The following is a 24,830-nucleotide window of genomic DNA, read 5'->3' as shown; positions in this document are numbered from 1 at the left end:
TATGGCACAGCAGCCTTCCTTTCACTTACAGGATGAATCGTCTGGATATATTAAAGGAACGTTGATTTCGACTGTCTACCATCAGGCGGAAAGCTTATATACGGTTGCAAGGATTAGAGTAAGAGAGACGAACGAAAATTATGATGAAAAAGAAGTCATGATCACAGGTATTCTTCCTCCGCTAAGAGAAGATGAACAGTATGTTCTATATGGGAAGTTTAAAGATCATCCGAAATACGGTAAACAGTATGAAGTCCATTTTTTCAAAATTGAGATGCCGCAATCTAAAGAAGCGATGATTCAATATTTATCGAGTGATCTGTTTAAAGGAATCGGTAAAAAAACAGCTGAACATATCGTTGATGTCCTCGGGGATAATGCAATCACAAAACTGATTGAATCACCCGATTATATTAGCGAGATACCAAAACTGACAGAAGATCAGGCAAAGAATCTATATGAAGCATTGCTTGAAAACAGAGGATTAGATCAGGTCATGATGACTGTGCAGCCATATGGAATTGGTCCGCAGCTTGCGATGAAGATTTTTCAAACGTATCAAGATGAAGCGGTTACTGTAATTAAGAACGAACCATATCGGCTTATTGAAGATGTTCCGGGTATCGGGTTTCACAGAGCGGATGAAATCGCTAAAGGAAATGGCATGCAAGTAAACCATCCAGAGAGGATACAAGCGGCTTGTCATTTTATTTTAAAAGAGCAAGGTACCGATCTTGGTCATTCCTACTTGCCTGTTGATGAATTGCTTTCTGGCGTAAGAACACTATTAGCCGACGGAACAAACACCGTAGACGAGATGAGTGTTTTTAGAGAAATTCAAGATATGGAAATTGATAAACGGCTGATATTAAAAGAAAATGTTGTGTATTTACCTTCACTTTTTTATGCGGAAAAAGGGTTTGCAGAGAAAATCACTCATCTGCTCAAATCCCAAGAAACAGATTACGCCATTCCAGAAAAACAAATTGACGCTGAAATCATAAATTTAGAAAAAAGACTCAATATTACATATGCGAATAGTCAAAAAGAGGCCATTAAAAAAGCACTCACCTCCTCGGTAATGATTCTTACTGGAGGACCCGGAACAGGTAAGACTACCGTAATTAAAGGGATCGTGGAACTTTACGGTGAAATTCATGGTGTAAGTCTGAATCCGGATGATTACCGTGGAAAAAAAGAACCATTCCCTGTTTTGCTTGTTGCTCCAACAGGAAGAGCAGCTAAACGGATGATGGAATCAACAGGTATACCTGCTCATACGATTCATCGTTTATTAGGATGGAGAGGTGCGGGAACTTTTGAAAAAAATGAAGAGGAACCTATTGAAGGAAAGCTTTTAATTGTAGATGAAATGTCGATGGTGGATATATGGCTCGCATTTTCTTTAGGGAAAGCTCTCCCTGAACATATTCAAATTATTTTTGTGGGGGACGAAGACCAGCTTCCATCAGTAGGACCTGGGCAAGTTTTAAAGGACTTGTTATCTTCTCCGCATATTCCAAATTCAAGATTGACGGATATATATAGACAAGCAGAGGGTTCGTCCATTGTTCGTTTGGCACATGACATGAAAAAAGGCACCGTGCCAGATGATCTGTTGAAACCGCAAGCTGACAGACGCTTTTTCCCATGCTCAGGAGAAAACGTTTTTCAAGTCATTATGCAAGTGTGTGAAAATGCCATAAAAAAAGGCTATACTTCCCGCGATATACAAGTTCTGGCTCCTATGTATAAGGGACCGCTTGGGATTGACAGGCTAAATTTGGAGCTGCAGCGACTGTTTAACCCTGAAAAAGCGAAACAGCGCCAATTACAAGTTGGACAAGCTTTTTACCGAAAAGGTGATAAAGTGCTTCAGCTTGTTAACCAGCCAGAAGACCATGTTTTTAATGGGGACATAGGTGAAATAGCAGCAATCATTTACGCAAAAGAAAATACAGATAAAGAAGATCTAATCGTTATTAGCTTTGATGAAATTGAAGTTACGTATAAACGGAATGAATTTCACCATTTTACACATGCTTTTTGCTGTTCGATTCATAAATCACAGGGAAGTGAATACCCCATTGTCATTTTGCCTATTGTGAAAAGCTACTATCGGATGCTCAAGCGTAATTTAATCTATACGGCCATAACAAGAAGCAAAGAATATTTAATACTGTGCGGAGAACAAGAAGCCTTCTCCTGGGCAATCAGCCGTTCGGATGAATCGGAACGTTACTCTGGGTTACAGGACCGTTTAAAAGAAACATTATTGGAAAAAGATTTATTGAATGATTCTTTGTTTGAAGAAACAAACTAGAAATGTTCGAAGGATGCACATTCGCATCTTTATCGAACATTTCTTTTTTTCTTTATAGGCATGACCTTCAACAATCCAATAGTACGTATATTTCCAGCACTTTTAGGACACCCTTGTAAAAGTAAATTTAAAGGAGAGAAAGCAAGTGGAATGTCCGAACTGCAGCAGAAAAGATATTGGAAAAATCGGGGTTAACCAGTATTATTGCTGGAATTGTTTTATTGAACTTTCCATTGTTAAAGGAAGACTGTCCCTTCATCAAGTGGAAGAAGACGGTTCATTAACATCCCTCGATGACTTGTTTGAAGATCAGGATCTATCCTATAAGGAAAATACATGGTAAGCACGATACTCTGATGTCGAGGTGAAAAGTATGAACAGGACGATGAGTTCTTTGATCGCACTTGGTATTGGAGCAGCGACATATGCGATGAGAAGCAACGGAAATAAAAGAATGTCCATGAATTTTTCGGATCTTGGTGATCTTTGGACATCTAGAAGAATGAAGAAAATCAGAAAAAGAATCGCTAAAGCCATATATTAATATCTTCCCCGTCTATATAAAGACGGGGTTTTTTCGAAAAGGGTGATATGGTTTGACAAAAGATAAAAGACTGAAATGGGTATACAGGCTTACATTCTTAGTTTTGCTTTTTTTGTGCTTGTATCTGCTCATGAAACTGAATCCTCTTTATACCCCTTTTTTAAATGCAATTAAAGGAGTTTTTTTGCCATTCTTTTTAGCGGCTCTCATAACGTATTTGCTTCATCCAGTAGTGGAGTACATTCATGAAAAGGGCATGCCTAGATTTGTAGCTATTTTAGTTATTTATTTTCTGTTTTTTGGCGGACTAGCGTACGGAATCATAAAGGGATTCCCGTATTTTATCGTACAATTAAAAGAACTCTTATCAAATTTACCCGGACTGGCGACCGATTATAAAGCGCTGCTGTCAAAAGTAGATCAAGGGACATCTGCTCTTCCATATGGCGTCCATTTAAAAATTGAGCACTACATTGATAAAATGGAAATGAATGCTCAGAACATCTTAACAAATGCTATTTTTTCTATCAAAAAGCTTTTTGATTATTTATTGGTTATCGTTGTTGTACCCTTTTTAGTTTTTTATTTCTTAAACGATTTTGAAAAAATTAAGAAGGCAGCCTGGTATATAACTCCCCGAAGGTTTCGAATGGAAGGAAAGCATCTTGTGGAGGATATCGATCGTTCTTTAGGGGGATACATAAGGGGACAATTATTTGTAGGAGCCATTCTAGGTGCAGCGGCTATGATTGCGCTTTGGATCGTTGGAATGCCTTATCCGATTCTATTAGGAATCGTTATTGCGATAACCGATATTATTCCATATTTTGGACCGATTTTAGGAGCCATTCCTGTTATTTTAATTGCGCTTACGATTTCATGGAAAATGGTTTGGATCACAATTGGAATTATGCTTGTACTTCAATTTATTGAAGGAAATATACTTGGTCCATTCATCGTAGGAAGAAACCTTCACATTCATCCTGTATTTATTATTTTTTCGCTTCTTCTTGGCGGCGAGCTTGCTGGTGTTCCTGGGATGATACTTGCGGTTCCCGTATTTGCGGTCATAAAAGTAATCATCGTACATATTCGCGAGCATCGTTTAAGAGATCCGATTGACAAGCCAGATTGAAAAACCGTATACTAACGCTAGAAGATTAAAAACGTTGATAGAGATCAGTACGTTTTAGCCCTTCCGAAAGAGAGAAACACCCACCGGCTGAAAGGTGTTTTAGGAAGAAGAAAAACCGAAAGCTACTCTGGAGTGCAGAAGGAAAATCTGTCGTGCTGCCGCGTTATGGCGTTCGAGGTGACATGTATATTTGCATGTAACCAGGGTGGTACCGCGTGAAGCCAAACTCTCGTCCCTGTTTTATTTAGGGATGGGAGTTTTTTGTTTGGATTTTTCTAATGTTTACTTCGATGACAGGCTGATTGGAGTGTAAGGTGCGAGACTCCTGCAGGGCTCACCGCCTGCCCCGCGGAAAGCGAGCAACCTGAAACGGAAATCAACCACTTTCAAAAGCCACAATGAATGCGAAAACAGCCTTTTGATTTATCAAAAAAATGAAAAAAATTAAAGGAGATGCAATGAAATGAAAACATTGACTTCAGCTCAGGTTAGACAAATGTTCTTAGACTATTTTAAGGAAAAAGGACACCGTGTGGAGCCAAGTGCATCACTTGTTCCTCATGAAGATCCAACTTTACTTTGGATAAACAGCGGTGTAGCTACGCTAAAAAAATATTTTGACGGACGAGTAATTCCTGATAATCCCCGAATTACGAATGCTCAAAAATCGATTCGTACAAATGACATTGAGAACGTAGGAATAACAGCTAGACACCACACGTTTTTTGAAATGCTTGGTAACTTTTCAATCGGCGATTATTTTAAAGTAGAAGCAATCATTTGGGCTTGGGAATTTTTAACAAGCGAAGACTGGATCGGATTTGATCCTGACAAACTTTCGGTGACCATTCATCCTGAAGATGACGAAGCATTTGATATCTGGACGAAGCAAGTAGGTCTGCCAGAAGAACGTATTATACGCCTCGAGGGGAATTTCTGGGATATTGGCGAAGGTCCAAGCGGCCCGAATACGGAGATCTTCTATGACCGTGGAGAAACTTATGGAAATGATCCAACAGACCCTGAACTATATCCCGGCGGGGAGAACGACAGATATTTAGAAGTATGGAACCTTGTATTTTCTCAATTTAATCACAATCCGGACGGTACTTATACGCCGCTTCCTAAGAAAAATATTGATACAGGAATGGGTCTTGAAAGAATGGTTTCCGTTATCCAAGATACAAAAACGAATTTTGAGACGGATCTATTTTTGCCGATCATTAAAGAAACAGAAAAGATTGCGAACTCAACATATGGCACGAGTACTGAAACGGATACTGCATTTAAGGTAATTGCTGACCACATTCGCACAGTTAGTTTTGCAATTGGTGACAGTGCGCTTCCTTCAAACGAAGGGCGAGGGTATATTCTTAGACGTTTGATTCGAAGAGCAATCCGCTTTGCAAAAAAAATCGGTATCAACAAACCGTTTATGTATGAATTAGTTCCAACGGTTGCGGATATTATGGTTGATTTTTACCCAGAAGTAAAAGAGAAAATCCCTTTTATTCAAAAAGTCGTTAAAACGGAAGAAGAAAGATTTCATGAAACGATTAACGAAGGTCTTGCTATTTTAGAAGAAGTGATCTCTAAAGAAAAATCACAAGGAAATACTGTTGTTTCTGGACAGGATGCGTTCAAATTATATGACACATTTGGTTTCCCATTTGAATTAACACAAGAATATGCAGAAGAGAATGGTATGCAAGTTGATCTGCGAGGTTTTGAAAACGAAATGAAAGCTCAGCGTGAACGTGCTCGTGCTGCAAGACAAGAAGTAGACAGCATGCAAGTTCAGGGTGGAGTTCTTTCTGACATCACCGTTAAGAGTGAGTTTTCAGGATATGACCAGCTTACTGGCGAGGCAAAGATTCTTGAAGTGCTGCAAAATGGAGAAAGAGTCACGATGGTTCCTTCAGGTGAGGAAGCACAGATTATTTTAGACCAAACGCCATTTTATGCGGAGAGCGGCGGACAAATTGCGGATGAAGGAACGATTACAGGAAGCGGGCTGCAACTGCGGGTGAAAGATGTACAAAAAGCTCCTAATGGGCAGAATTTGCACACTGTAATTGTAGAGCACGGTGTCCTTGAAAATAACATGAATGTTACAGTTCAGGTTAATGAAACTACCCGTGCAAAAGTAATTAAGAACCATACAGCTACACACCTTCTTCATCAGGCGCTAAAAGATGTACTCGGAACACATGTAAACCAAGCGGGATCACTTGTACAAGGCAGCCGCTTACGTTTTGACTTTACTCATTTCGGAAGCATCTCTTCAGAAGAACTTGAGAGAATCGAAGAAATCGTAAATGAAAAAGTATGGGCAAATATCCCTGTCGAAAAAATGGTCAAAAATCTCCAAGAAGCAAAAGCAATGGGGGCAATGGCGCTTTTCGGCGAAAAATATGGAGAAACGGTTCGAGTTGTTAAAGTCGGTGATTATAGCCTTGAATTGTGCGGCGGATGCCATGTTAACAACACAGCTGAGATTGGACTCTTTAAGATAGTGTCCGAATCCGGAATTGGTGCAGGAACACGCCGTATTGAAGCAGTAACAGGTGAAGCGGCTTATCGTTTAATGAATGGTCAAGTTCAGCTTTTAAAAGAAACAGCTTCAAAATTAAAAACGAATATTAAAGATGTTCCACAACGAATTGATGGATTAAATGATCAGATTAAAGAACTTCAAAAAGAAAAAGAATCTCTTGCTTCAAAACTTGGCAATATGGAAGCAGGAAGTCTTGTGGATGAAGTCCAATTCATCAATGGGGTATCTGTGATTGCGAAGAAAATTAATGCATCTGACATGAATGGTCTGCGTTCGATCGTGGATGACTTAAAGAACAAAATTCAGAGCGGGATTGTAATTTTAGGATCAGAAAGCCAAGGAAAAGTGAATATTGTTGCTGGTGTTACAAAAGATTTAGTTTCAAAAGGATACCATGCGGGCAATCTAGTTAAAGAAGTTGCTGTTCGCTGCGGCGGCGGTGGCGGAGGCCGTCCGGACATGGCACAAGCAGGCGGAAAAGACCCTGAAAAACTGCAGGAAGGGATAGATTCTGCAGTTGAATTGATTAAAACGGTTTCCTAAGCTTTCCTCTTTCATGTACAATAGAGTAAATAACTAATTTGTCCCTTATGGGAGATCTTCAGAAAGAGGTGTTCGCTAGTGAGTTCCATGGATAAAACGATGAAGTTTAACTTCAACGAGGATGACGCTTATAAAACGAATGTAGAGACAGTCCTATTCTCTGTTTATGAAGCCCTGCAGGATAAAGGATATAATCCGATTAATCAGATTGTCGGTTATTTACTTTCAGGGGATCCGGCGTATATTCCTCGCCATAATGATGCGAGAAGCATGATTCGAAAACTCGAGCGGGACGAGCTGATTGAAGAGCTGGTTAAGTCATACCTGTTAAATCAAAAAGAAGGAAGCCGTTAATGTCAAGAATACTTGGATTGGACGTAGGTTCAAAAACGATAGGTGTTGCCGTTTCTGATGGTCTGGGATGGACAGCACAAGGCGTTGAAACGATCAGAAGACGTCCGAACCGTCCTGAAGAAGATTTTGTAAGACTAGAAGAACTGATCTCAAACTATGAAGTCAGCAAGATTGTTGTTGGTCTCCCGAAAAACATGAACGGTTCAATCGGACCGACAGGGGAGGCTTGCCAAGCTTTCGCAAAAGAAATTGAAAGTAAAACGGGACTTCCGGTTATCCTATGGGATGAGAGACTGACAACAATGGCAGCAGAACGTACGCTGATAGCTGCTGATGTGAGCAGGAAGAAGCGTAAGCAAGTGATCGATAAGCTGGCAGCATCGATCATTTTGCAAGGGTACATGGACAGCCAGCAAAATCGAAACTAAAGAGGTGAGCCACTCATGGCAAAAGAAGAACGCGAACGCATTATTATTCCAGATGAGAACGGTGACGAAAATTTATTTGAAGTTTTATTTAAATTTGATGTGGACCAAACAGGAAAATCCTATATGGTAACTATTCCAGTATCAGATTCTGAAGATGATGAAGATGATGACGAAGTTGAAGTGTTTCCATTCCGTTATGAAGATAAAGGGGAAGAAGATGATGATTTAGCATTATTCCCTTTAGAAACTGATGAAGAGTGGGACATCGTTGAAGAAATGTTAAATACATTCCAAGATGATGAATTCGAAACTGAATAAACAAAAGTAAAACGAAACGGTTCAAAAGTGATAAATCATCGCTTCTGAGCCGTTTTTTATTGCTTTATAATAATGTTAATGAAAGAGCTGTTTTCGTAAACATTGTCACAAATAGATGTGGTTTGACTTGCGTCCAGGACGGTCGCTATTCGTATGGGCACTTGTCATGGTTCCTTTTTTTAATTCCAATTAACTACTAATCTCGACAATTTCTGTTAGCAAAAGTATAATAAAGCAGATGGAAGGGGGACCCACAATGATTCAGCTCCAGTCATCTGGTGAATACATAAATAAAAAACGAAAACGTAAACGAATCTTATTCAACATAATGGCCATATTGTTAGTCATTATACTTCTTGCTGCAGGAGCTGCTTATTTTTACTATGAAAAGAATACGGCGCCTATGGATGCCGGTAACAACAGTAAAGTTACGGTAAAAATACCGATTGGAGCATCTACAGGTGCAATCGGAAAAGAGTTAGAAGAAAAAGGTGTCATCAATAGCGGATTGTTTTTTAAATATTACATACGCGCTAAAGGAGAAAGCAATATTCAAGCCGGAATATATGAACTTTCGCCTTCCATGAATCTGAATAAAATCATCAATGCTTTAAAAGAAGGAAAATTGTTTAAGAAGCCGGAACTTGTCATTATCATCCCAGAAGGCTTTAATGTTCCTCAGACTGCCAAAGAAATCAGCGTAAGTACAGGATACAAAGAAGCTGATATTCTGAAAGTGATGTCTGACAAAGCTTATTTAAAAGAACTGCAAAACAAATACAGCTTTCTTCCTGATGAGATTAATAAACAAGGATTATATTATCCGCTAGAAGGTTTTCTTTTTCCTGCAACCTACGAATTCGATAAGAAGAAACCACCTGTAAAAGAGATTATAGATAAAATGGTGGAGCAAGCGAATCATGTTATTTCAAAACATGAAAAAGAAATAAATAAAAGCGGCTTCTCTTTATTTCAAGTGATCACCTTATCCTCTCTTATTGAAGAAGAGTCACAAAGGGAACAGGACCGTAAAAAAATCTCTGGTGTATTTCATAACCGTCTTGCACAAAACATGAAACTAGATTCAGATCCAACCGTGAAATATGCAAGAAAAGATTTTGAAGTTAAAGTTCTGTACACAGATTTGCAATACGATTCTCCTTATAATACGTATCGATATAAAGGAATCCCGATCGGTCCTATAACCTCACCGGGTGAAAAATCGATTGCAGCAGCATTAAACCCTGCAAAAATGACCGAGCTCTTTTTTTACGCAAGACCAAATGGTGAAGTCATTTACTCAAAAACACTTCAAGAACATAATGCTGTTTACCAAAAATATAAAAACGAATGGAACGTGTGGCAGCAAAAAGAAAGCAAATAGCAAAGGCTGGTTCGCAGGATCAAACTCCTCGGGCGAGCTTTTTTTTTACAGATATGGATAAAGGGGTCACAATGGAGATGATGAAAGGAATCTCCAATCAATCTTTGAATATCACATCCTCTCGCCTTCACATAAAGATTATGTTACAATATACCGGTTAGTGTGAAGGAGGCGTGTGACATTGGTCTCAAATGAAGTAAATCAATATATCGAAAACTTAATTCAAGCGCGCACTCAGCATGTTTTGCAAATGGAACAATATGCAAAAGAAAATGACGTTCCCATCATGGAATTAATAGGAATGGAAACGTTATTAACATATGTCAGATTGAAGAATCCGAAGCGAATATTAGAAGTAGGGACTGCCATAGGGTATTCCGCTATTCGAATGTCACTAGTATGTTCTTCAGCTGAAATCATCACGATTGAAAGAGATGAAGATCGGTTCAATATAGCGAAACAAAATGTGGCTGCACTGGATCTGCAGGATAAAATCCACTTATTGCTTGGGGATGCGAATGAATTGCAGAGTCAGGTAGAACACTATGCCCCATATGACTTTATTTTTATTGATGCGGCAAAAGGACAATATCAAAACTTCTTTGATCATTATTCTTCTATGCTTTCATCAGATGGGATTATCGTGACGGATAATATTCTCTTTAGAGGATTTGTAGCAGACGAAAGCGGTTTAGAAAGCAGAAGACTGCGTTCGCTTGTAAAGAAAATCAGAAGTTTCAACAGTTATTTAATGCAGCACCCGGACTTTCATTCTACAATCGTGCCTGTTGGGGATGGAATGATGGTGAGTATGAGGAAGAATACAAAGTAGGTTCATTAGTTTGGAGGATTAAGAAAGATGTCAAAAAAACCTATTGTTATTGGGGTTGCAGGCGGATCTGGGTCTGGTAAAACAACAGTTGCGAAAGAAATTTATCGACAGTTTGCAGATCAGTCTATTTTAATTATTGAGCAAGATGCTTATTATAAAGATCAATCAGAAAAATCAATGGATGAAAGGATTAATACGAATTATGATCATCCGCTAGCATTTGATAATGATTTACTAATACAGCATATTTCCGCCCTTCAAGCCTATGAATCGATTGAAAAACCAGTGTACGACTATACAGTACATACAAGAAGTGATAAAATTATCCCAGTTGATGCTAAAGATGTAATAATATTGGAAGGTATTCTGATTTTGGAAGATGAGCGGTTACGCGATTTAATGGATATCAAATTGTTTGTTGATACAGATGCTGATATTCGTGTCATAAGAAGAATGGTACGTGATATACGTGATCGCGGCAGAACCATTGATTCCGTTATCGACCAATATACTTCAGTCGTGCGGCCGATGCATAACCAGTTTATTGAACCGACGAAAAGATACGCTGACATTATTATTCCAGAGGGTGGACAAAACCTGGTTGCAATTGACTTAATGGTTACAAAAATTAAAACGATTTTGGAAGACAAAGCATTATTGAAAAAATGAGGAAACCAATCCTCATTTTTTCAGCATACATGGACAACCTTAGACTTAATAGTATGCCCGTCCACTGTTGTCCAATTATTTTATACATACCCTGCTGGAAATATCATATAACGTAACAAGGGTACTGATTATTGAAGGAGTGAAAAACATGGCAGACGAGAAAAAACACTATATGACACTAGAAGGTAAACAAAAGCTAGAAAACGAATTAGAATTTTTAAAAACAGAAAGACGTAAAGAAGTAGTAGAACGCATTAAGGTTGCTCGCAGCTTTGGTGACTTATCTGAGAACTCTGAGTATGATGCAGCTAAGGACGAGCAGGCATTTGTTGAAGCACGTATCGTACAATTAGAAAAAATGGTTCGTGATTCGGTAATTATTGAAGATAATAAAGACCATTCTGATAACGTTTCCATTGGTAAATCTGTTAAATTCCAAGAGCTTCCAGATGGCGACGAGGAAACATATATGATCGTAGGTAGTGCTGAAGCAGACCCATTTGAAGGCAAAATTTCAAATGATTCTCCAATGGCAAAAAGCTTATTAGGCAAAAAGCCTGGTGATAAAGTAAATGTTCAAACACCTGGCGGAGAGATCAGCGTTGTAATCTTAGAAGTAAAATAAAGTTTAGAAGAAGGCTTGCATCTTGCAAGTCTTTTTTTTTTTGCATTTTTGAAAGACTTTTCGTTAAGCTCTTATCTAAAAGATTGTTGCTACCGAGAGACTTGGTAGAACTCTTCATTTGAACAGTTAATTGTAGAGGAAGGGCGAGACTCCTGCATACCAGCAACCTGAATATTCATCTTGAAAGGTATGCGACGAGGAAGCTAGCTTAGGGAGGATGTTCTTGCAGAAGCTGGAGCAGGATCGGTCATCTTCTACCGAGGGCTCACCGCACACCCTGCAGCGAGACATGCAACGGAAATTAATCTCATTCAAAAGCAACTAAAAGATTACAAAAACAGCCTTTCTAAAAGATTGTTGTTTCTAGGTCATTTTTGTAGTGTGACTTCAATGAAAAGTTGATTGGAGTGCAAGGTGCGAGACTCCTCGAAAATGAAAATCACATTTTCTTCGTGCGATATATAGCTGACGAAGCCTTCCTTGTCCTGCGGGATCAGTGGGACAGGTGAGACCCTGAAGGCGCAAGGCGCCAGGGAGGTTCACCGCACACCCCGCGGAAAGCGAGCATCCTGGAACGGAAATCAACGACTTTCAAAAGCAATAATGAATTCGAAAACATCCTTTGTTTAAGAAGTTTTAGTTGGGGTGAAAATGTGGTTAGGATGGTGACCACAATGATTTCGCAAAAAAGATTGATGTTCATAGCAATCGTATTTTTATCATTAATTCTCCTATTGATTTACCGTATAGCTGATATTCAACTGATTTCAACTAATTCTTTTTCCAAGCATAAAATAAATCTTATCGAAGAAAGTGTAAGTCAGCGCACACACCGATTTACGATAAATGATGGAAGAGGTTATTTTATAGATCGTAATGGAGAGCTATTATCAACAGATGTTAAACCTCAAATCGTTGTATTTCCTAGCCTTATAAAGGATAAATGGCCAATAGCCAAAATTGCGGAGATCGTACAAGTAAAACCTGAAAATCTGAGAGAGATGTTGGCCCACTTTTCAAAACCTGGCACACTTTCTATCCAGCATGAAATTACTGTTGAACAGATGAATAAAATCAATTCTTTAGAAATTCCAGGTTTGTATGCCCAGTTAGTTACTAGACGTAAACCTCTGCCTTTCGCGAATCACATATTAGGAGCAGTTGGAGAAGACCCCAAATTAATCAATCAAAAATACCCTGATAAGCTGGATAAAGGTACTGTAACCATTACAACAAAAACAGGAAAGAACGGTTTGCAGTATACCTTTGATCCTTTCTTGATATCAGAAGGAGAGTCTCAATTTATCTATCATGTTGACCGGCAAGGTAACCCTTTGTTTGGTCTCGATGTGAAATATAGATCACAAACCAATCCTTTATATCCCTTGCATGTCAAAACAACAATTGATAAGAAGATGCAGGAAACTATGGAAAAGTACATCGACTTCTATGGATTGGAAAGCGGCGGAGCTGTTTTGTTGGATGTTAATTCCAGTGAACTGCTGGCAATGGCAAGCCGGCCGCTTTTTACGAGTAAGACCATTTTTAAGAATGAGGATAAGATGACGGCACAGCAAATCCCGGGGTCCATTTTTAAAATCGTAACGGCAGCAGCCGCCATTGAAGATAACAAGATTCAAGACAATAGACAATATGACTGTAATTTAAATATTTATGGCAAAAAAGATGAAAGACAGCTAGGTTTACTGAATTTCAAAGAAAGTTTTGCCCAAAGCTGCAACAAAACATTTGGGGATCTAGCGAATGAGATTACTGATTCAAATCCGGAATGGATAAGCGAATATGCATCGAAATTAGGACTTCTGCAAAAAAACGGATGGTCAGGTAAAATTTATCATCTAGATCATTTTTCACATTTTTACAATGAAGAATATGGACAAGTCTTTAGCCAGAAAAAAAAGATAGAAGAATACCGGAGTCCATTAGCGATCTCTCAAACAGCTATTGGACAGCTGGATGTTAAACTAACACCTTTAGCGATAGCGAATATGATGGCAACCATCGCAAGAGGCGGACCATGGAAGGAAGTAAAAGCTGCGGAATCTGTTAATTTTGCCAATGAAACGGAACTCATTACGTTTAGTGATCATGAACAGAATTCAGAGTCTCTGTCCCCTTATACAATGATGAGGTTACAAGCACTGCTTGTTGATGTAGTTAAAGACGAACGAGGGACAGGACATGCACTTCAATCATTGCCGTTTCAAGTAGCAGGAAAGTCTGGGACAGCACAAAAAGGAACGGCGTCAACTCTGAATAATAAATGGTTTGCCGGTTACTTTCCTGCAGATAAACCCCGTTTTGCTCTTGTGGTTGTCGATTTAAAGCACGATCAAACAAATAGAACTATCCCGATTTTTTCCGAAATCGCAAGAGAACTCATGGACATTTCAGAAGAGAATTAAGTAATTGATGGATAAAAATAGGGTAAAAGAAATAGGCCTGAACTCTATAGTCATGGTAAAATAGATTAAGTCCATTTTACTTGACTGGGAGGAAATCATGAAACGAAACGAAAGATATGCAACGAGATCAGAAAAAAGAAAACAAAATCGTTTTTTAAACATTGCAATTGGATTGGTAATTCTGTTAATCGTTGTGGTTGTATATAATTTGTTTTCGGGCAGCGATGAAGAAACCGCTTCAACTTCAAGATCCGAAACACAGCAATCTCAAACCAAAACAGTTAACAAAGAAGATGATAATTCATCCATAGAGATGGAATCAGATAAAGATGATCAGAAAAGTGATGAAACTAAAACAGAAGGCGATTCGGACAATCAATCAGATTCTGAGGGGGATCAAGCTGACTCGAATGCAGATACACCCGAAGGAGGCGGTCCAGAAGGTCCTTGGGAACCGATAGGAACTTCACAAAGCGAACCGCATCAAAAAACGTATGATGATCAATCACAAGATTGGAAAGAGATGGTTAGTGCGCTCTCTTATGCAACAGGTATTCCTGAGGATCAAATGACGATTTTTTGGTTAGGAAATGGCGGAGGACCTGATTTATCAAAAGGGACTGTTCAATCAAAAGTAGATAAAGTAAAATACGATGTTCAATTACAGTGGATTCCTGAAAAAGGATGGAAACCTACCAGTGTAACACGTGCACAATAGCATGATTGACAATTCACTTAAAAGTGGATTGTCTTTTTTTATTTCATTTTCAGTGTTTTCGTTTGCGGCTTTTTTAATATTTTAAAGTTGATTGATTTGAAAATTTATTGAAAATGTGTTAATTTGTAACCTGTAAACTTTTAATTCATAGTATGTTGATAGGAATTATATAAATTAATGGTGGAGTGAAAAAAATGGGACGAGAATTTATTGATCTTTTTGATGAGTGGTCATCATCATATGATGAAACAGTTTCAGGGGACGATCAGGAATATAAAGAAGTTTTTCATAAATATAATGAAATTTTAAATACTGTTGTACAAAGATCAGGAAATATCGTTTTAGAATTCGGAGTAGGTACTGGGAACTTAAGCGAAAAATTAATATCCAGTGGAAAGAAAGTGATTGGAATTGAACCGTCAAAGGGAATGAGAGAAAAAGCTTTAGCACGTAATCCTCAATTGGAACTGCATGATGGAGATTTCTTATCTTTCCCGCAAGTTGAACATGCAGACACAATTGTAAGTACGTATGCGTTCCATCACTTGACAGATGAAGAAAAAGACAAAGCGGTGGGACTCTATAGCCAGCTGCTTAAAAAAGATGGTAAAATTGTATTTGCGGATACCGCCTTCCTGCATGATACTGACAAGAAAGAACGTCATGAAAAAGTGAAAAATCAAGGATATTTGAATTTATTAAAAGATCTTCAAACAGAATACTATACAACTATTGGTGTGTTAGAAGATATTTTCAAAAAGCATCATTTTGATGTCTCATTTCAAAAACTAAACGAATATGTTTGGCTAATGGAAGCGGTAAAAAAATAATATTGGAGAATTAACCTTTATGAGAATTGGAATTATTGGAGCAATGGAAGAAGAAGTTGTTCTATTAAGAGAGCAGCTAAAAGATCTTGAAGAAAAAAAACTAGCGGGCTGTGAGTTTTATCAAGGATTATTAAATAATCAAGAAGTCGTTTTGCTGAAATCAGGAATCGGTAAAGTAAATGCTGCGATTGGTACAACATTAATGATTCAGATGTATGAGCCTGACGTTATTTTGAATACGGGTTCAGCAGGCGGCTTCCACACAGACTTAAACGTTGGGGATGTCGTTATCTCTACTGAAGTTCGCCATCATGATGTGGATGCAACCATCTTTGGCTATGAGTATGGCCAAGTACCGCAAATGCCTGCAAATTATTTGCCGGATGAAAAGCTAGTGGATGCGGCAGTAAAAGCAGGATCAAAAGTTGAAAATATTCAAGTCGTTAAAGGTCTTATTGCATCTGGTGATTCTTTTATGAGTGATCATGAGCGGGTAGAGGACATTAGAAAGAAGTTTCCAATGCTTTTTGCTGCAGAGATGGAAGCGGCAGCAATTGCTCAAACTGCTTATCAGTTCGGAGTTCCATTCGTTATTATTCGCTCACTATCCGACATTGCTGGAAAAGACGCACGTTTGTCTTATGATCAGTTTTTAAAAACAGCATCTAAGCATTCAGCAGAACTAGTACAAAAAATTGTAGAGGAGCTGAAATAAATAATGACTAAAAAAATGAACGTTGAAAGCTTTAACCTTGACCATACAAAAGTAGCTGCACCATATGTTCGACTGGCGGGTACGACGACTGGTGCGAACGGAGATATCATCCATAAATACGATATCCGTTTTTGTCAGCCTAACAAAGATCATATGCCAATGGAAGGACTTCATTCTATCGAGCATTTAATGGCTGAGAATATTCGTAATCACCATTCTACGGTAGTAGATATTAGTCCGATGGGCTGCCAAACTGGCTTCTATTTATCGGTTATCAACCATGATAACTATGATGAAATTTTAGAAGTGCTTGAAAAAACACTTCATGACGTTTTAGAAGCAACAGAAGTGCCAGCTTGTAATGAAGTACAATGCGGCTGGGCAGCAAATCACAGCCTTGAAGGCGCAAAAGAGATTGCTCGTAAAATGCTTTCTAAAAAAGATGAATGGCATATCGTATTCGCGGAATAGAGGTCGGGCAAGATGAAGGTATATAAAAATGTGCACGAATTAATCGGTAATACTCCACTGATGGAAATAACTCAGTTCTCTCTTCCAGAAGGCGTCCGTCTCTTTGCAAAATTGGAGTTTATGAATCCAGGAGGCAGTGTAAAGGATCGTCTAGGCATTGAACTGCTTGAACAAGCTTTATCTTCTGGAAAATTGAAGCCTGGTGGAACAGTCATTGAACCCACTGCTGGAAATACGGGAATCGGGCTTGCGTTAGCTGCAATTAATAAAGGAATTAATGTTTTATTTGTTATTCCTGAAAAATTCAGCGTAGAAAAGCAAGAACTTATGAAAGCACTCGGAGCTAAAATTGTTCACACGCCAACTGCTCAGGGTATAAAAGGCGCGATTCAAAAAACAATAGAATTATTAAATGAAATTCCAGATTCGTTTTCACCTTCACAGTTCTCAAACCCGGACAATCCAAACACGTATTACAAAACGCTTGGACCTGAGATTTGGAGAGACTTGGATGGCAAGGTAGACATTTTTGTTGCCGGAGCTGGAACAGGTGGTACCTTCATGGGGACAGCTCGTTATTTAAAAGAAAAGAATCCTCAATTAAAGACAGTTATTGTTGAACCAGAAGGATCTATTTTAAATGGGGGAGAATCTGGTCCGCATAAAACAGAAGGAATCGGAATGGAATTTTTACCTGATTATATGGATGCGTCATACTTTAACAGCATACACACAATAACAGACGTTGACGCGTTTAACAGGGTATCTGAACTGGCAAAAAAAGAAGGCTTGCTGGCAGGAAGTTCTTCAGGTGCTGCACTGCACGCAGCTCTCATCGAAGCACAAACTGCTAAGAACGGTGATGTGATCGTTACTATATTTGCAGACAGTTCAGAACGATATTTAAGCAAGAAAATTTATGAAGGAGGCATCTGATATGAAAAGAAAAACGCAACTAATCCACGGAGGCATTCCTTCTGATAAACAAACAGGAGCGGTGTCATTTCCGATCTATCAAGTAAGCACGTATAAACAGGATGAAGTAGGTGTTCATAAAGGATATGAATATTCGAGAACAGGAAATCCTACAAGAAATGCGCTTGAAGAATTAATTAAAGACTTAGAGGGCGGTAAACGAGGATTTGCATTCGGTTCAGGAATGGCCGCTATTACTGCTGTTATGATGATGTTTAACACCGGTGATCATGTGATTTTAACAGATGATGTATACGGCGGAACATACCGAGTGATGTCTAAGGTCCTGAATCGATTAGGAATTGAATCTACTTTTGTGGATACGACTGATGTTGAAAAAATTGAAGCGGCTTTAAAACCGAACACAAAAGCTCTTTATGTTGAAACACCAACAAATCCATTATTAAAAGTAACGGACATAGAAGCAGCTGCAAAATGGGCAAAATCGAAAAATCTGCTATTCATGGTAGACAATACGTTCAACACACCATATTGGCAAAACCCAATTGAATTAGGCGCTGACATCGTATTGCATTCAGCAACAAAATATATTGGTGGCCATAGTGACGTTGTAGCGGGGCTTGTCGTTGTTAATGATGAAAAGTTAGGCGAAGACTTGCACTTTGTCCAAAATTCAACTGGAGGTGTATTAGGACCTCAAGATTCATGGTTGCTAATCCGAGGAATTAAAACGCTTGGATTACGAATGGAAGCACATGAAAGCAACACGAAAAAAATTGTTGAGTTTCTAAAAAATCATCCATCTGTTGAAAAAATTTATTATCCAGGACTTGAAGAGCATCCGCAGCATGAGATCGCTAAAAAGCAATCAGGCGGTTTCGGCGGAATGGTATCTTTTGATGTAGGCAGTGAATCAAAAGCAAATGCCGTACTGCAAAAAGTAAAATATTTTACTTTAGCAGAAAGCTTGGGAGCGGTAGAAAGCTTAATCTCTGTACCTGCTAGAATGACACATGCATCTATTCCTGCTGAACGAAGAGCTGAACTAGGAATTACAGACGGATTAGTCCGAATTTCAGTTGGTATTGAGGATGTAGAAGACCTTATTGAAGATTTGAAAAATGCATTAAATTAAGCTAAAAACAAAAGTGGTTCATGGGATGTTAATTCAACCCAATGGACCACTTTTTTCTTTTGCGATATAACAATTTAGACAAATTTTCTTCACGTTTTTGTCAAAAGTATTCCCGTTATGTTAGCTCAGCCTATGTTATCCTAATGTTAGTGATTAGGAGGTAGAAGCTACTATGAATAACAATATGACGAAAGAATTAAAAAACAAAATAGCTGACTACCAGCGTTTTGGGTTCATCTTATTGGCAGTTAGCACATTCTTTTATGTAGGATTAGTTCTTCCCGAAGATAAAAGCTTTATCCAATCCGTTACTTTAGGCAGTGCTTCTCTTATATGTTTATCATTCACAGCACTGATGTACAATACTGTAAGAAAGTGCAAAGTAAAACTTCAAGAAATTTCAAATTAATAATAAATAAATAATTTCAATTACCGTTCCTTTAAAAGGAACGGTTTTTTGTTTTTGTTTTCCCTCTAAACGGGTATGAATACTGCATGACCATTATAGGTCATACTAAGTTTTAACGACTATCTTAGAGAAAGAAGTGGATTTTTTGGGTATTGTTTGGGCACTAATAACAGCGGTCTGCTGGGGAAGTATTGTATTAGTTAGTGAAAAGCTAGGTGGTGACTTTCATAGTCAAACGTTTGGGATGACCCTTGGAGCCTTGCTATTTTCCATCGTGGCGTTCTTCGTTGTTCAACCGCACATCACCATGACCGTCTTTGCGATCGGTGCTATATCAGGTGTGTTTTGGGTAATTGGCCAGAGGAATCAATTCGCCAGCGTTGATTATTTAGGCGTCTCAAAAATTGTTCCTCTCTCAACTGGAATGCAGTTATTCGGCACAACACTGTTTGGCGTTATTGTCTTTCATGAGTGGAAAACAAAAACTGAGATTATCATCGGTATTATTGCCATATGTGCAATAGTCGGAGGAGCTCTTTTAACTTCATTGCGCGGAAAGAAAGGCAGTGAAGAAGACAATCAAAACTTGAAAAAGGGTATTACAATCTTGCTCATTTCCACGGTTGGGTATGTTACATATGTTGTACTCATTAGATGGTTTGAGATAAGCGGCTGGGAAGCGATTCTTCCTCAGGCTGTTGGAATGTTTATCGGAGCACTCATTATGTCCTTCAAACATAAGCCTTTCAATAAGTATTCAGTAAGGAATATTTTAACCGGTTTAATTTGGAGTACAGGGAATTTAACATTGCTCCTTGCGCTTCCTTTGATCGGGATCGCTACAAGCTTTTCGCTTTCTCAGACAGGTATCATTATTTCGACATTAGGCGGAATTTTTATTTTAGGAGAAAAACGAAGCAAAAAAGAAATCATATGGGTTATATCAGGCTGTGTGCTGATTATTGTCGGCGGCGTGATGTTAGGCTACACAAAATCATAGAGAAGGAGTGGCTGTTTAATGTATCCAGATCTTAAAGGAAAAACAGTAGTTATTACAGGAGCAGCAAGTGGAATCGGAAAGGCGTGTGCTCTTCGATTTGGTGAAGAACAAGCGAATGTTGTTATCAATTATTTTGATGATAAACAAAAAGCTGATGCAAATATGATCGTGAGTGAGATCCAGGAAAAAGGAGGGAAAGGTTTAATTTTTCAAGGAGATATTACGAAAGAAAAGGATGTCAAGTTATTAATAAAAACGGCAGTAGATGAGTTTGGTTCGCTCGATGTGATGATTAACAATGCAGGAATTGAAAATGAAGTTCCATCGCACGAGCTATCTTTGGAAGACTGGAACAAGGTCATCTCTACAAACCTTACGGGGCAATTTTTAGGCTGCCGAGAAGCACTGGATTATTATGTTGATCATAACATTCAAGGAGTCATCATTAACATGTCGAGCGTTCACGAAATTATACCGTGGCCGCATTTCGTTCATTATGCTGCAAGTAAAGGCGGCATTAAATTAATGACGGAAACATTAGCGCTAGAATATGCACCTAAAAAAATTCGAGTCAATAGTATTGCACCGGGTGCGATCAATACTCCCATCAACGCAGAAAAATTTGCCGATCCAGAGAAAAAAGAAGGAGTAGAAAAACTGATTCCAATGGGTTATATCGGTGAACCAGAAGAAATCGCCGCTACAGCTGCATGGCTCGCGTCAAGTCAAGCCAGCTACGTAACTGGGTTAACACTGATTGCTGATGGCGGAATGACCTTATATCCAAGCTTTCAAGCAGGAAAAGGATAAGCAATAAAAAAGAAGCGGCTCAAAAGTGAAACAAATTCACTTCTGAGTCGTTTTTTATGAAATGAAAACGATTATTTTTTATTAAATTCATGGGTTATCCTCTATATAAAAAATGACCCAAACGATAAATGCATCATCGTTTGGGTCATCATCTTCTAATTCAATTTTTTATAATGGCTTTTTTCAAAAAGATTGTTGCTAATGGTGTAATTCTGTAATTTAGCTCCACTGACAAGGTGATTGGAGTGTAAGGTGTGCGAGACTCCTACGGGATCAGCGGGGTAGGTGAGACCATTCAATGTCGCAGAGCGACGAGTGGGCTTACCGCACGCCCCGAGGAAAGCGAGCATCCTGAAACGGAAATCAACTGCACTCAAAAACAAGAATGATTGCGAAAACAAACTTTATAATAAAATACCTGTTAACGTACCGATACATAATAAAATTCCGAATGCCATGTGCAGCATGGCTGTTAAACCTAAAACTTTATTAAGCTGCTTAGCATCCCATGTTGAAACCGCAATTTTTAATCCTTTTATAGCAATTGGCAATGTAACTGCAGCGATCAAGCTCCAAACAGGGAGTATATTCATGAAAATAAGTCCAATCAAGCTGAAATAAGTGCCAAGCATTAAGACATAAAACTCAACACGGGAAGCTTTTCTGCCGATTAAACCTGCTACTGTCGTTTTGCCGATCTGTTTATCTGTATCAAAGTCTCTCAGATTATTAGCATGCAGAATGGACATCACCAAAAGAGCATTTGGTATAGCCGCTAAAAAGATTTCAGCATTAACGTTAAGTGTCTGAGTATAAAATGAACCAACAACCGCTAAAATGCCAAGCGTACTGCCTGACGCCACTTCACCTAATCCATTATAAGCAAGAGCATATCGAGTTGCCGTATAAAAATAGCCAACTAAAAGTGATGGAATACCAAATAATAAAACCACTGGACCTGTTAAAGCGGTTAATATTAGACCGATAATAATGCTTAATGCAAAGAAAATGAGTCCTGTGGCATACACTTGGCGCGGCGTCATTTCTTTTCTGTCAATAACACCAGAGGGACTTAAACTTCCTAGTGTATCCGCACCTTTTACATGATCAAAATAATCGTTTACAAGATTTGTTCCGCATTGCAGAAACACAGCCCCGATTAAAGTTAATAAAAATGTAAGCCAGTCTATGTTTGTCCACTGTAAGGCTAGTATTGTTCCAAACAATACTGGTATTACAGAAGCGGTAAGTGATATTGGCCGTGTTGAAGCAAGTATTACTTTAGGATGTATCATCTTGCATTTCCCCCTTTACAGAATAATTATAATAAAAGATTGTGAAAGTGTACACATAAAAGTAATTTAGTGAAATAGCCTTATTTTTAAAAAAAGAAAAATGGTTGGAAACATTTAGAGCAGCTTGCATATCCTTTTAAAGGCAATAAAAAATACTTTACAACACTTGGTAAAATGTGTATAATTTGCTAAGTAAAGTAAAAAAACGAGGAGGTTGAACAAAATGATGTATAAAGTAATCAGCAATATACAATTTCATATGGAAATGTGTTCGACCATCCCATGGAGCAGTTTGTCTATTTAATTATGTGTAAAGACACCGCGGGTCGAATACCTGCGGTTTTTTTGTGCCTTTTTTTACACCGCAGGTTTGCTCTGCGGTGTTTTTTATTTAGTTCTTTTCTAAAAGAATGTTTCTTTTAGGAGCGGAATTCAATTACTTCAAGAGCAGAAAAGTTTAAGAAAACAGCAGCAAACAAAGGAGGGAATTGTGATGATTATGATCAGCATTACACTATTAACATGGTTTTTAACGGAGAAAGACTCGACCTGACCAGGTTGGTGAAATCGAGAAAGTCTAAAACTAATTAAAATTATAGGAGTGATTCATTTTATGTTTACGTTGCATTTATTTTTTGTAACCATAACCTTTTCGATCAAGAGAAACCATCGTTCAGAAGAACGATACGCTGACGATAAAAGAGTAAAGTCTCTTTATGAAAGTGCACAAGAAAAGGTATTATCCAATATGTCTTCCATGATGTAACAACAAAGAGCCTTCTGTGCAGATTGCACAGAAGGCTCTTTTCTAAAGGCTGTTTTCGTAAACTTTGTTGCTTTTGAATGATGTTAATCTCCTCTGCAGTGGCTCGCTTTCCTCAGGGTGTGCGGTGAGCCATTCGTCGCCATGCGACATTGAATTGTCTCACCTGTCCCACTCATCCTGTAGGAGTCTCGCCCTTACGCTCCAATTAACTTTCAAAGAAGAAATACTTGAAACCTCTTAATAGCAACAATCTTTTCGAAAAGAGCGTTTCTAAAAGGTAATTTGTATTCACCACTTTTGAGAGCAGTAAAGGGATGTGAGTACATCCTTATTTCTTCATGCCTGCAGGTAAGAAGTAGGAGAGGTTATCTGTAATCCGATTGCCGACGCGATATCCGAATGCACTTGGTTTACCGTTGATCAAAAATGTTCCCGTCATCCTATAGCCCTCAACGAAACCTTTTTCCGTTTCAAAAGTCATTTTTGGCAATGGGGTGTATTTCTGATAGACACTCATATAGGATTCGTAACTTTCATGTTTGTCACGATCAAAAAGTTTTCCGTTCTCGTCAAATAGTCGAACCGTATCTCCTTCACGGCCGAATACTGGTTTTTGAACGAATTTTTCTTTCTTCTTTAAAAACGTATCTGGTTCTAGATAGGTAGGGAGAAAATGTTCTTCAATCCATACGTGCTCGTCACGGGTGTAAAACGGAGAACGTTCTTCATGCAATCCCCAGATGACAGCTAATACCGCTTTACTTTGCAATAAAAAAGCGGAAGGGGGATTAATAATGGCAAGTTTATTTTGAATAACTAAATCAGTTAACTGCAAACCGATTTCTTCATTTGTTTCTAAATCTTTATCTTGAATGAGCATTTCAATCGGAAAGGTTTGTCTGTACAAGATATCTATTTTCTTTCCATATGGATCAAACAAACCATGTTCTTTTTGAATTACCAGTTGCTCTAATGGTATGTATTGTGAAGGAAAACCACCTAAGGCTTTTAAATAAAGTACGGTCTGTCTATCTTCTATATTCTCTTCATGTGAAGTGAAAACAATATTTGGAGAATGATCGGTTTGCAGCTGGCGGTAAGATGACAGGATGGCTGTTCTCACCGCATTTGATAAATCATTTTCCATTTCCCTATTTGGATTTATAAGATGGTGATGATTACATAGCATACCATTTACTTTAAAACACTCATAAATAAACGTTGGGGTATCACTGTTAAATTCCATCACTTTATGTCCATTTTCTGTCTCGATTGAATCGATTCTGCCAATCACCGTTTTTGGCAGAGGTGATTGGAATCTGAGAAACTGGAATATAGAATCCGGAAATCCCAATAATCTTAATGTTTCATTTGTCAGATCTGGAGATTGCAGAAGTGCAGCCGTTTTAAATAAAATATGACTCACTTTCTTGCCAAAAGCGTGTATCGTTTCTTTTTCGTTTTCATCAATAATATACGGTTGAAATAATGCATATTCTTGTCCGTACATATCTGCCCAAAATTCGGGTAACTTTTTAAAAAATTCGTTTCTTTCTTTTCGATAGTTGCTCATAGTTCCTCCGCGACATAAAAAACTGATATCATTA

General features: G+C 38.4%; 25 protein-coding genes and 1 other annotated feature. Of the genes, 23 read left to right on the top strand and 2 right to left on the bottom strand.

Annotated features, from left to right (window positions below):
* The first annotated feature begins 1 nt into the window (after position 1).
* The 22 genes from recD2 to J2X07_RS12640 all read left to right on the top strand — a co-directional run bounded on the left by recD2 (position 2) and on the right by J2X07_RS12640 (position 21,162).
* On the top strand, positions 2-2,323 hold the full coding sequence (gene recD2 / locus J2X07_RS12745; protein WP_310259174.1) for an SF1B family DNA helicase RecD2: 2,322 nt from the start codon (positions 2-4) through the stop codon (positions 2,321-2,323).
* 145 nt (positions 2,324-2,468) lie between these two features.
* Positions 2,469-2,666, top strand: coding sequence for a hypothetical protein (locus J2X07_RS12740; protein WP_310259172.1), 198 nt, complete (start codon positions 2,469-2,471; stop codon positions 2,664-2,666).
* Between the two features lie 30 nt (positions 2,667-2,696).
* Complete coding sequence (locus J2X07_RS12735; RefSeq protein ID WP_310259170.1) at positions 2,697-2,867, top strand: YrzQ family protein; 171 nt, start codon at positions 2,697-2,699, stop codon at positions 2,865-2,867.
* Between the two features lie 52 nt (positions 2,868-2,919).
* On the top strand, positions 2,920-4,002 hold the full coding sequence (locus J2X07_RS12730; RefSeq protein WP_310259168.1) for an AI-2E family transporter: 1,083 nt from the start codon (positions 2,920-2,922) through the stop codon (positions 4,000-4,002).
* 25 nt (positions 4,003-4,027) lie between these two features.
* Positions 4,028-4,242 (top strand) — a binding site (T-box leader).
* 223 nt (positions 4,243-4,465) lie between these two features.
* Positions 4,466-7,102 (top strand): alanine--tRNA ligase, encoded by a 2,637-nt coding sequence (alaS, locus tag J2X07_RS12725; protein ID WP_310259166.1) that lies wholly within the window; start codon positions 4,466-4,468, stop codon positions 7,100-7,102.
* A 78-nt stretch (positions 7,103-7,180) separates the two neighbouring features.
* Positions 7,181-7,456, top strand: a complete 276-nt coding sequence (locus J2X07_RS12720) for an IreB family regulatory phosphoprotein (protein ID WP_310259165.1) — start codon at positions 7,181-7,183, stop codon at positions 7,454-7,456.
* Positions 7,456-7,884 (top strand): Holliday junction resolvase RuvX, encoded by a 429-nt coding sequence (gene ruvX / locus J2X07_RS12715; RefSeq protein ID WP_310259163.1) that lies wholly within the window; start codon positions 7,456-7,458, stop codon positions 7,882-7,884. The genes J2X07_RS12720 and ruvX overlap by 1 nt, the downstream gene beginning before the upstream one ends.
* Positions 7,885-7,899: 15 nt before the next feature.
* The gene (locus J2X07_RS12710) at positions 7,900-8,202 is read left to right on the top strand and encodes a DUF1292 domain-containing protein (RefSeq protein WP_310259161.1); all 303 of its coding nucleotides are present in this window, start codon (positions 7,900-7,902) and stop codon (positions 8,200-8,202) included.
* Positions 8,203-8,458: 256 nt separating this feature from the next.
* Positions 8,459-9,586 carry an endolytic transglycosylase MltG gene (gene mltG, locus J2X07_RS12705; protein WP_310259158.1) on the top strand — a complete coding sequence of 376 codons (1,128 nt, stop codon included), beginning with the start codon at positions 8,459-8,461 and terminating at the stop codon, positions 9,584-9,586.
* Positions 9,587-9,761: 175 nt separating this feature from the next.
* On the top strand, positions 9,762-10,418 hold the full coding sequence (locus J2X07_RS12700; RefSeq protein ID WP_310259156.1) for an O-methyltransferase: 657 nt from the start codon (positions 9,762-9,764) through the stop codon (positions 10,416-10,418).
* Positions 10,419-10,445: 27 nt separating this feature from the next.
* Complete coding sequence (gene udk, locus J2X07_RS12695; RefSeq protein ID WP_310259154.1) at positions 10,446-11,087, top strand: uridine kinase; 642 nt, start codon at positions 10,446-10,448, stop codon at positions 11,085-11,087.
* 148 nt (positions 11,088-11,235) lie between these two features.
* Positions 11,236-11,712 carry a transcription elongation factor GreA gene (gene greA / locus J2X07_RS12690; protein WP_310259152.1) on the top strand — a complete coding sequence of 159 codons (477 nt, stop codon included), beginning with the start codon at positions 11,236-11,238 and terminating at the stop codon, positions 11,710-11,712.
* 674 nt (positions 11,713-12,386) lie between these two features.
* Positions 12,387-14,138 carry a peptidoglycan D,D-transpeptidase FtsI family protein gene (locus J2X07_RS12685; RefSeq protein WP_310259150.1) on the top strand — a complete coding sequence of 584 codons (1,752 nt, stop codon included), beginning with the start codon at positions 12,387-12,389 and terminating at the stop codon, positions 14,136-14,138.
* 97 nt (positions 14,139-14,235) lie between these two features.
* Positions 14,236-14,856 carry a YrrS family protein gene (locus tag J2X07_RS12680; protein ID WP_310259148.1) on the top strand — a complete coding sequence of 207 codons (621 nt, stop codon included), beginning with the start codon at positions 14,236-14,238 and terminating at the stop codon, positions 14,854-14,856.
* A 194-nt stretch (positions 14,857-15,050) separates the two neighbouring features.
* Complete coding sequence (locus tag J2X07_RS12675; protein ID WP_310259146.1) at positions 15,051-15,686, top strand: class I SAM-dependent DNA methyltransferase; 636 nt, start codon at positions 15,051-15,053, stop codon at positions 15,684-15,686.
* 19 nt (positions 15,687-15,705) lie between these two features.
* Entirely contained in the window at positions 15,706-16,401 is a 696-nt protein-coding gene (mtnN, locus tag J2X07_RS12670) for a 5'-methylthioadenosine/S-adenosylhomocysteine nucleosidase (RefSeq protein ID WP_310259144.1), read from the top strand.
* Between the two features lie 3 nt (positions 16,402-16,404).
* Positions 16,405-16,872 (top strand): S-ribosylhomocysteine lyase, encoded by a 468-nt coding sequence (locus J2X07_RS12665; RefSeq protein WP_310259142.1) that lies wholly within the window; start codon positions 16,405-16,407, stop codon positions 16,870-16,872.
* Between the two features lie 12 nt (positions 16,873-16,884).
* Positions 16,885-17,808 (top strand): PLP-dependent cysteine synthase family protein, encoded by a 924-nt coding sequence (locus tag J2X07_RS12660; protein ID WP_310259140.1) that lies wholly within the window; start codon positions 16,885-16,887, stop codon positions 17,806-17,808.
* A gap of 1 nt (position 17,809) precedes the next feature.
* Complete coding sequence (locus tag J2X07_RS12655; RefSeq protein ID WP_310259138.1) at positions 17,810-18,943, top strand: bifunctional cystathionine gamma-lyase/homocysteine desulfhydrase; 1,134 nt, start codon at positions 17,810-17,812, stop codon at positions 18,941-18,943.
* 172 nt (positions 18,944-19,115) lie between these two features.
* Positions 19,116-19,352, top strand: a complete 237-nt coding sequence (locus tag J2X07_RS12650) for a YrhC family protein (protein ID WP_310259136.1) — start codon at positions 19,116-19,118, stop codon at positions 19,350-19,352.
* Between the two features lie 145 nt (positions 19,353-19,497).
* Positions 19,498-20,352, top strand: coding sequence for a GRP family sugar transporter (locus tag J2X07_RS12645; protein WP_310259134.1), 855 nt, complete (start codon positions 19,498-19,500; stop codon positions 20,350-20,352).
* Between the two features lie 18 nt (positions 20,353-20,370).
* Positions 20,371-21,162, top strand: a complete 792-nt coding sequence (locus J2X07_RS12640; protein WP_310259133.1) for a glucose-1-dehydrogenase — start codon at positions 20,371-20,373, stop codon at positions 21,160-21,162.
* A 404-nt stretch (positions 21,163-21,566) separates the two neighbouring features.
* Here the strand turns inward: J2X07_RS12640 and menA are convergent, their stop codons facing one another.
* The gene (menA, locus tag J2X07_RS12635; RefSeq protein ID WP_310259131.1) at positions 21,567-22,457 is read right to left on the bottom strand and encodes a 1,4-dihydroxy-2-naphthoate octaprenyltransferase; all 891 of its coding nucleotides are present in this window, start codon (positions 22,455-22,457) and stop codon (positions 21,567-21,569) included.
* 613 nt (positions 22,458-23,070) lie between these two features.
* Between menA and J2X07_RS12630 the strand changes: the two genes are divergently transcribed.
* Positions 23,071-23,223 (top strand): YrzI family small protein, encoded by a 153-nt coding sequence (locus J2X07_RS12630; protein WP_310259129.1) that lies wholly within the window; start codon positions 23,071-23,073, stop codon positions 23,221-23,223.
* A 328-nt stretch (positions 23,224-23,551) separates the two neighbouring features.
* Here J2X07_RS12630 and J2X07_RS12625 read toward each other — a convergent pair whose 3' ends face one another.
* Positions 23,552-24,796, bottom strand: a complete 1,245-nt coding sequence (locus J2X07_RS12625; protein WP_310259127.1) for a glutathionylspermidine synthase family protein — start codon at positions 24,794-24,796, stop codon at positions 23,552-23,554.
* Between the last annotated feature and the right edge of the window lie 34 nt (positions 24,797-24,830).

This window comes from Fictibacillus barbaricus (assembly GCF_031457135.1).
Lineage (GTDB): Bacteria > Bacillota > Bacilli > Bacillales > Fictibacillaceae > Fictibacillus > Fictibacillus barbaricus_A.
This window is presented reverse-complemented; position numbering and strand designations above follow the sequence as displayed.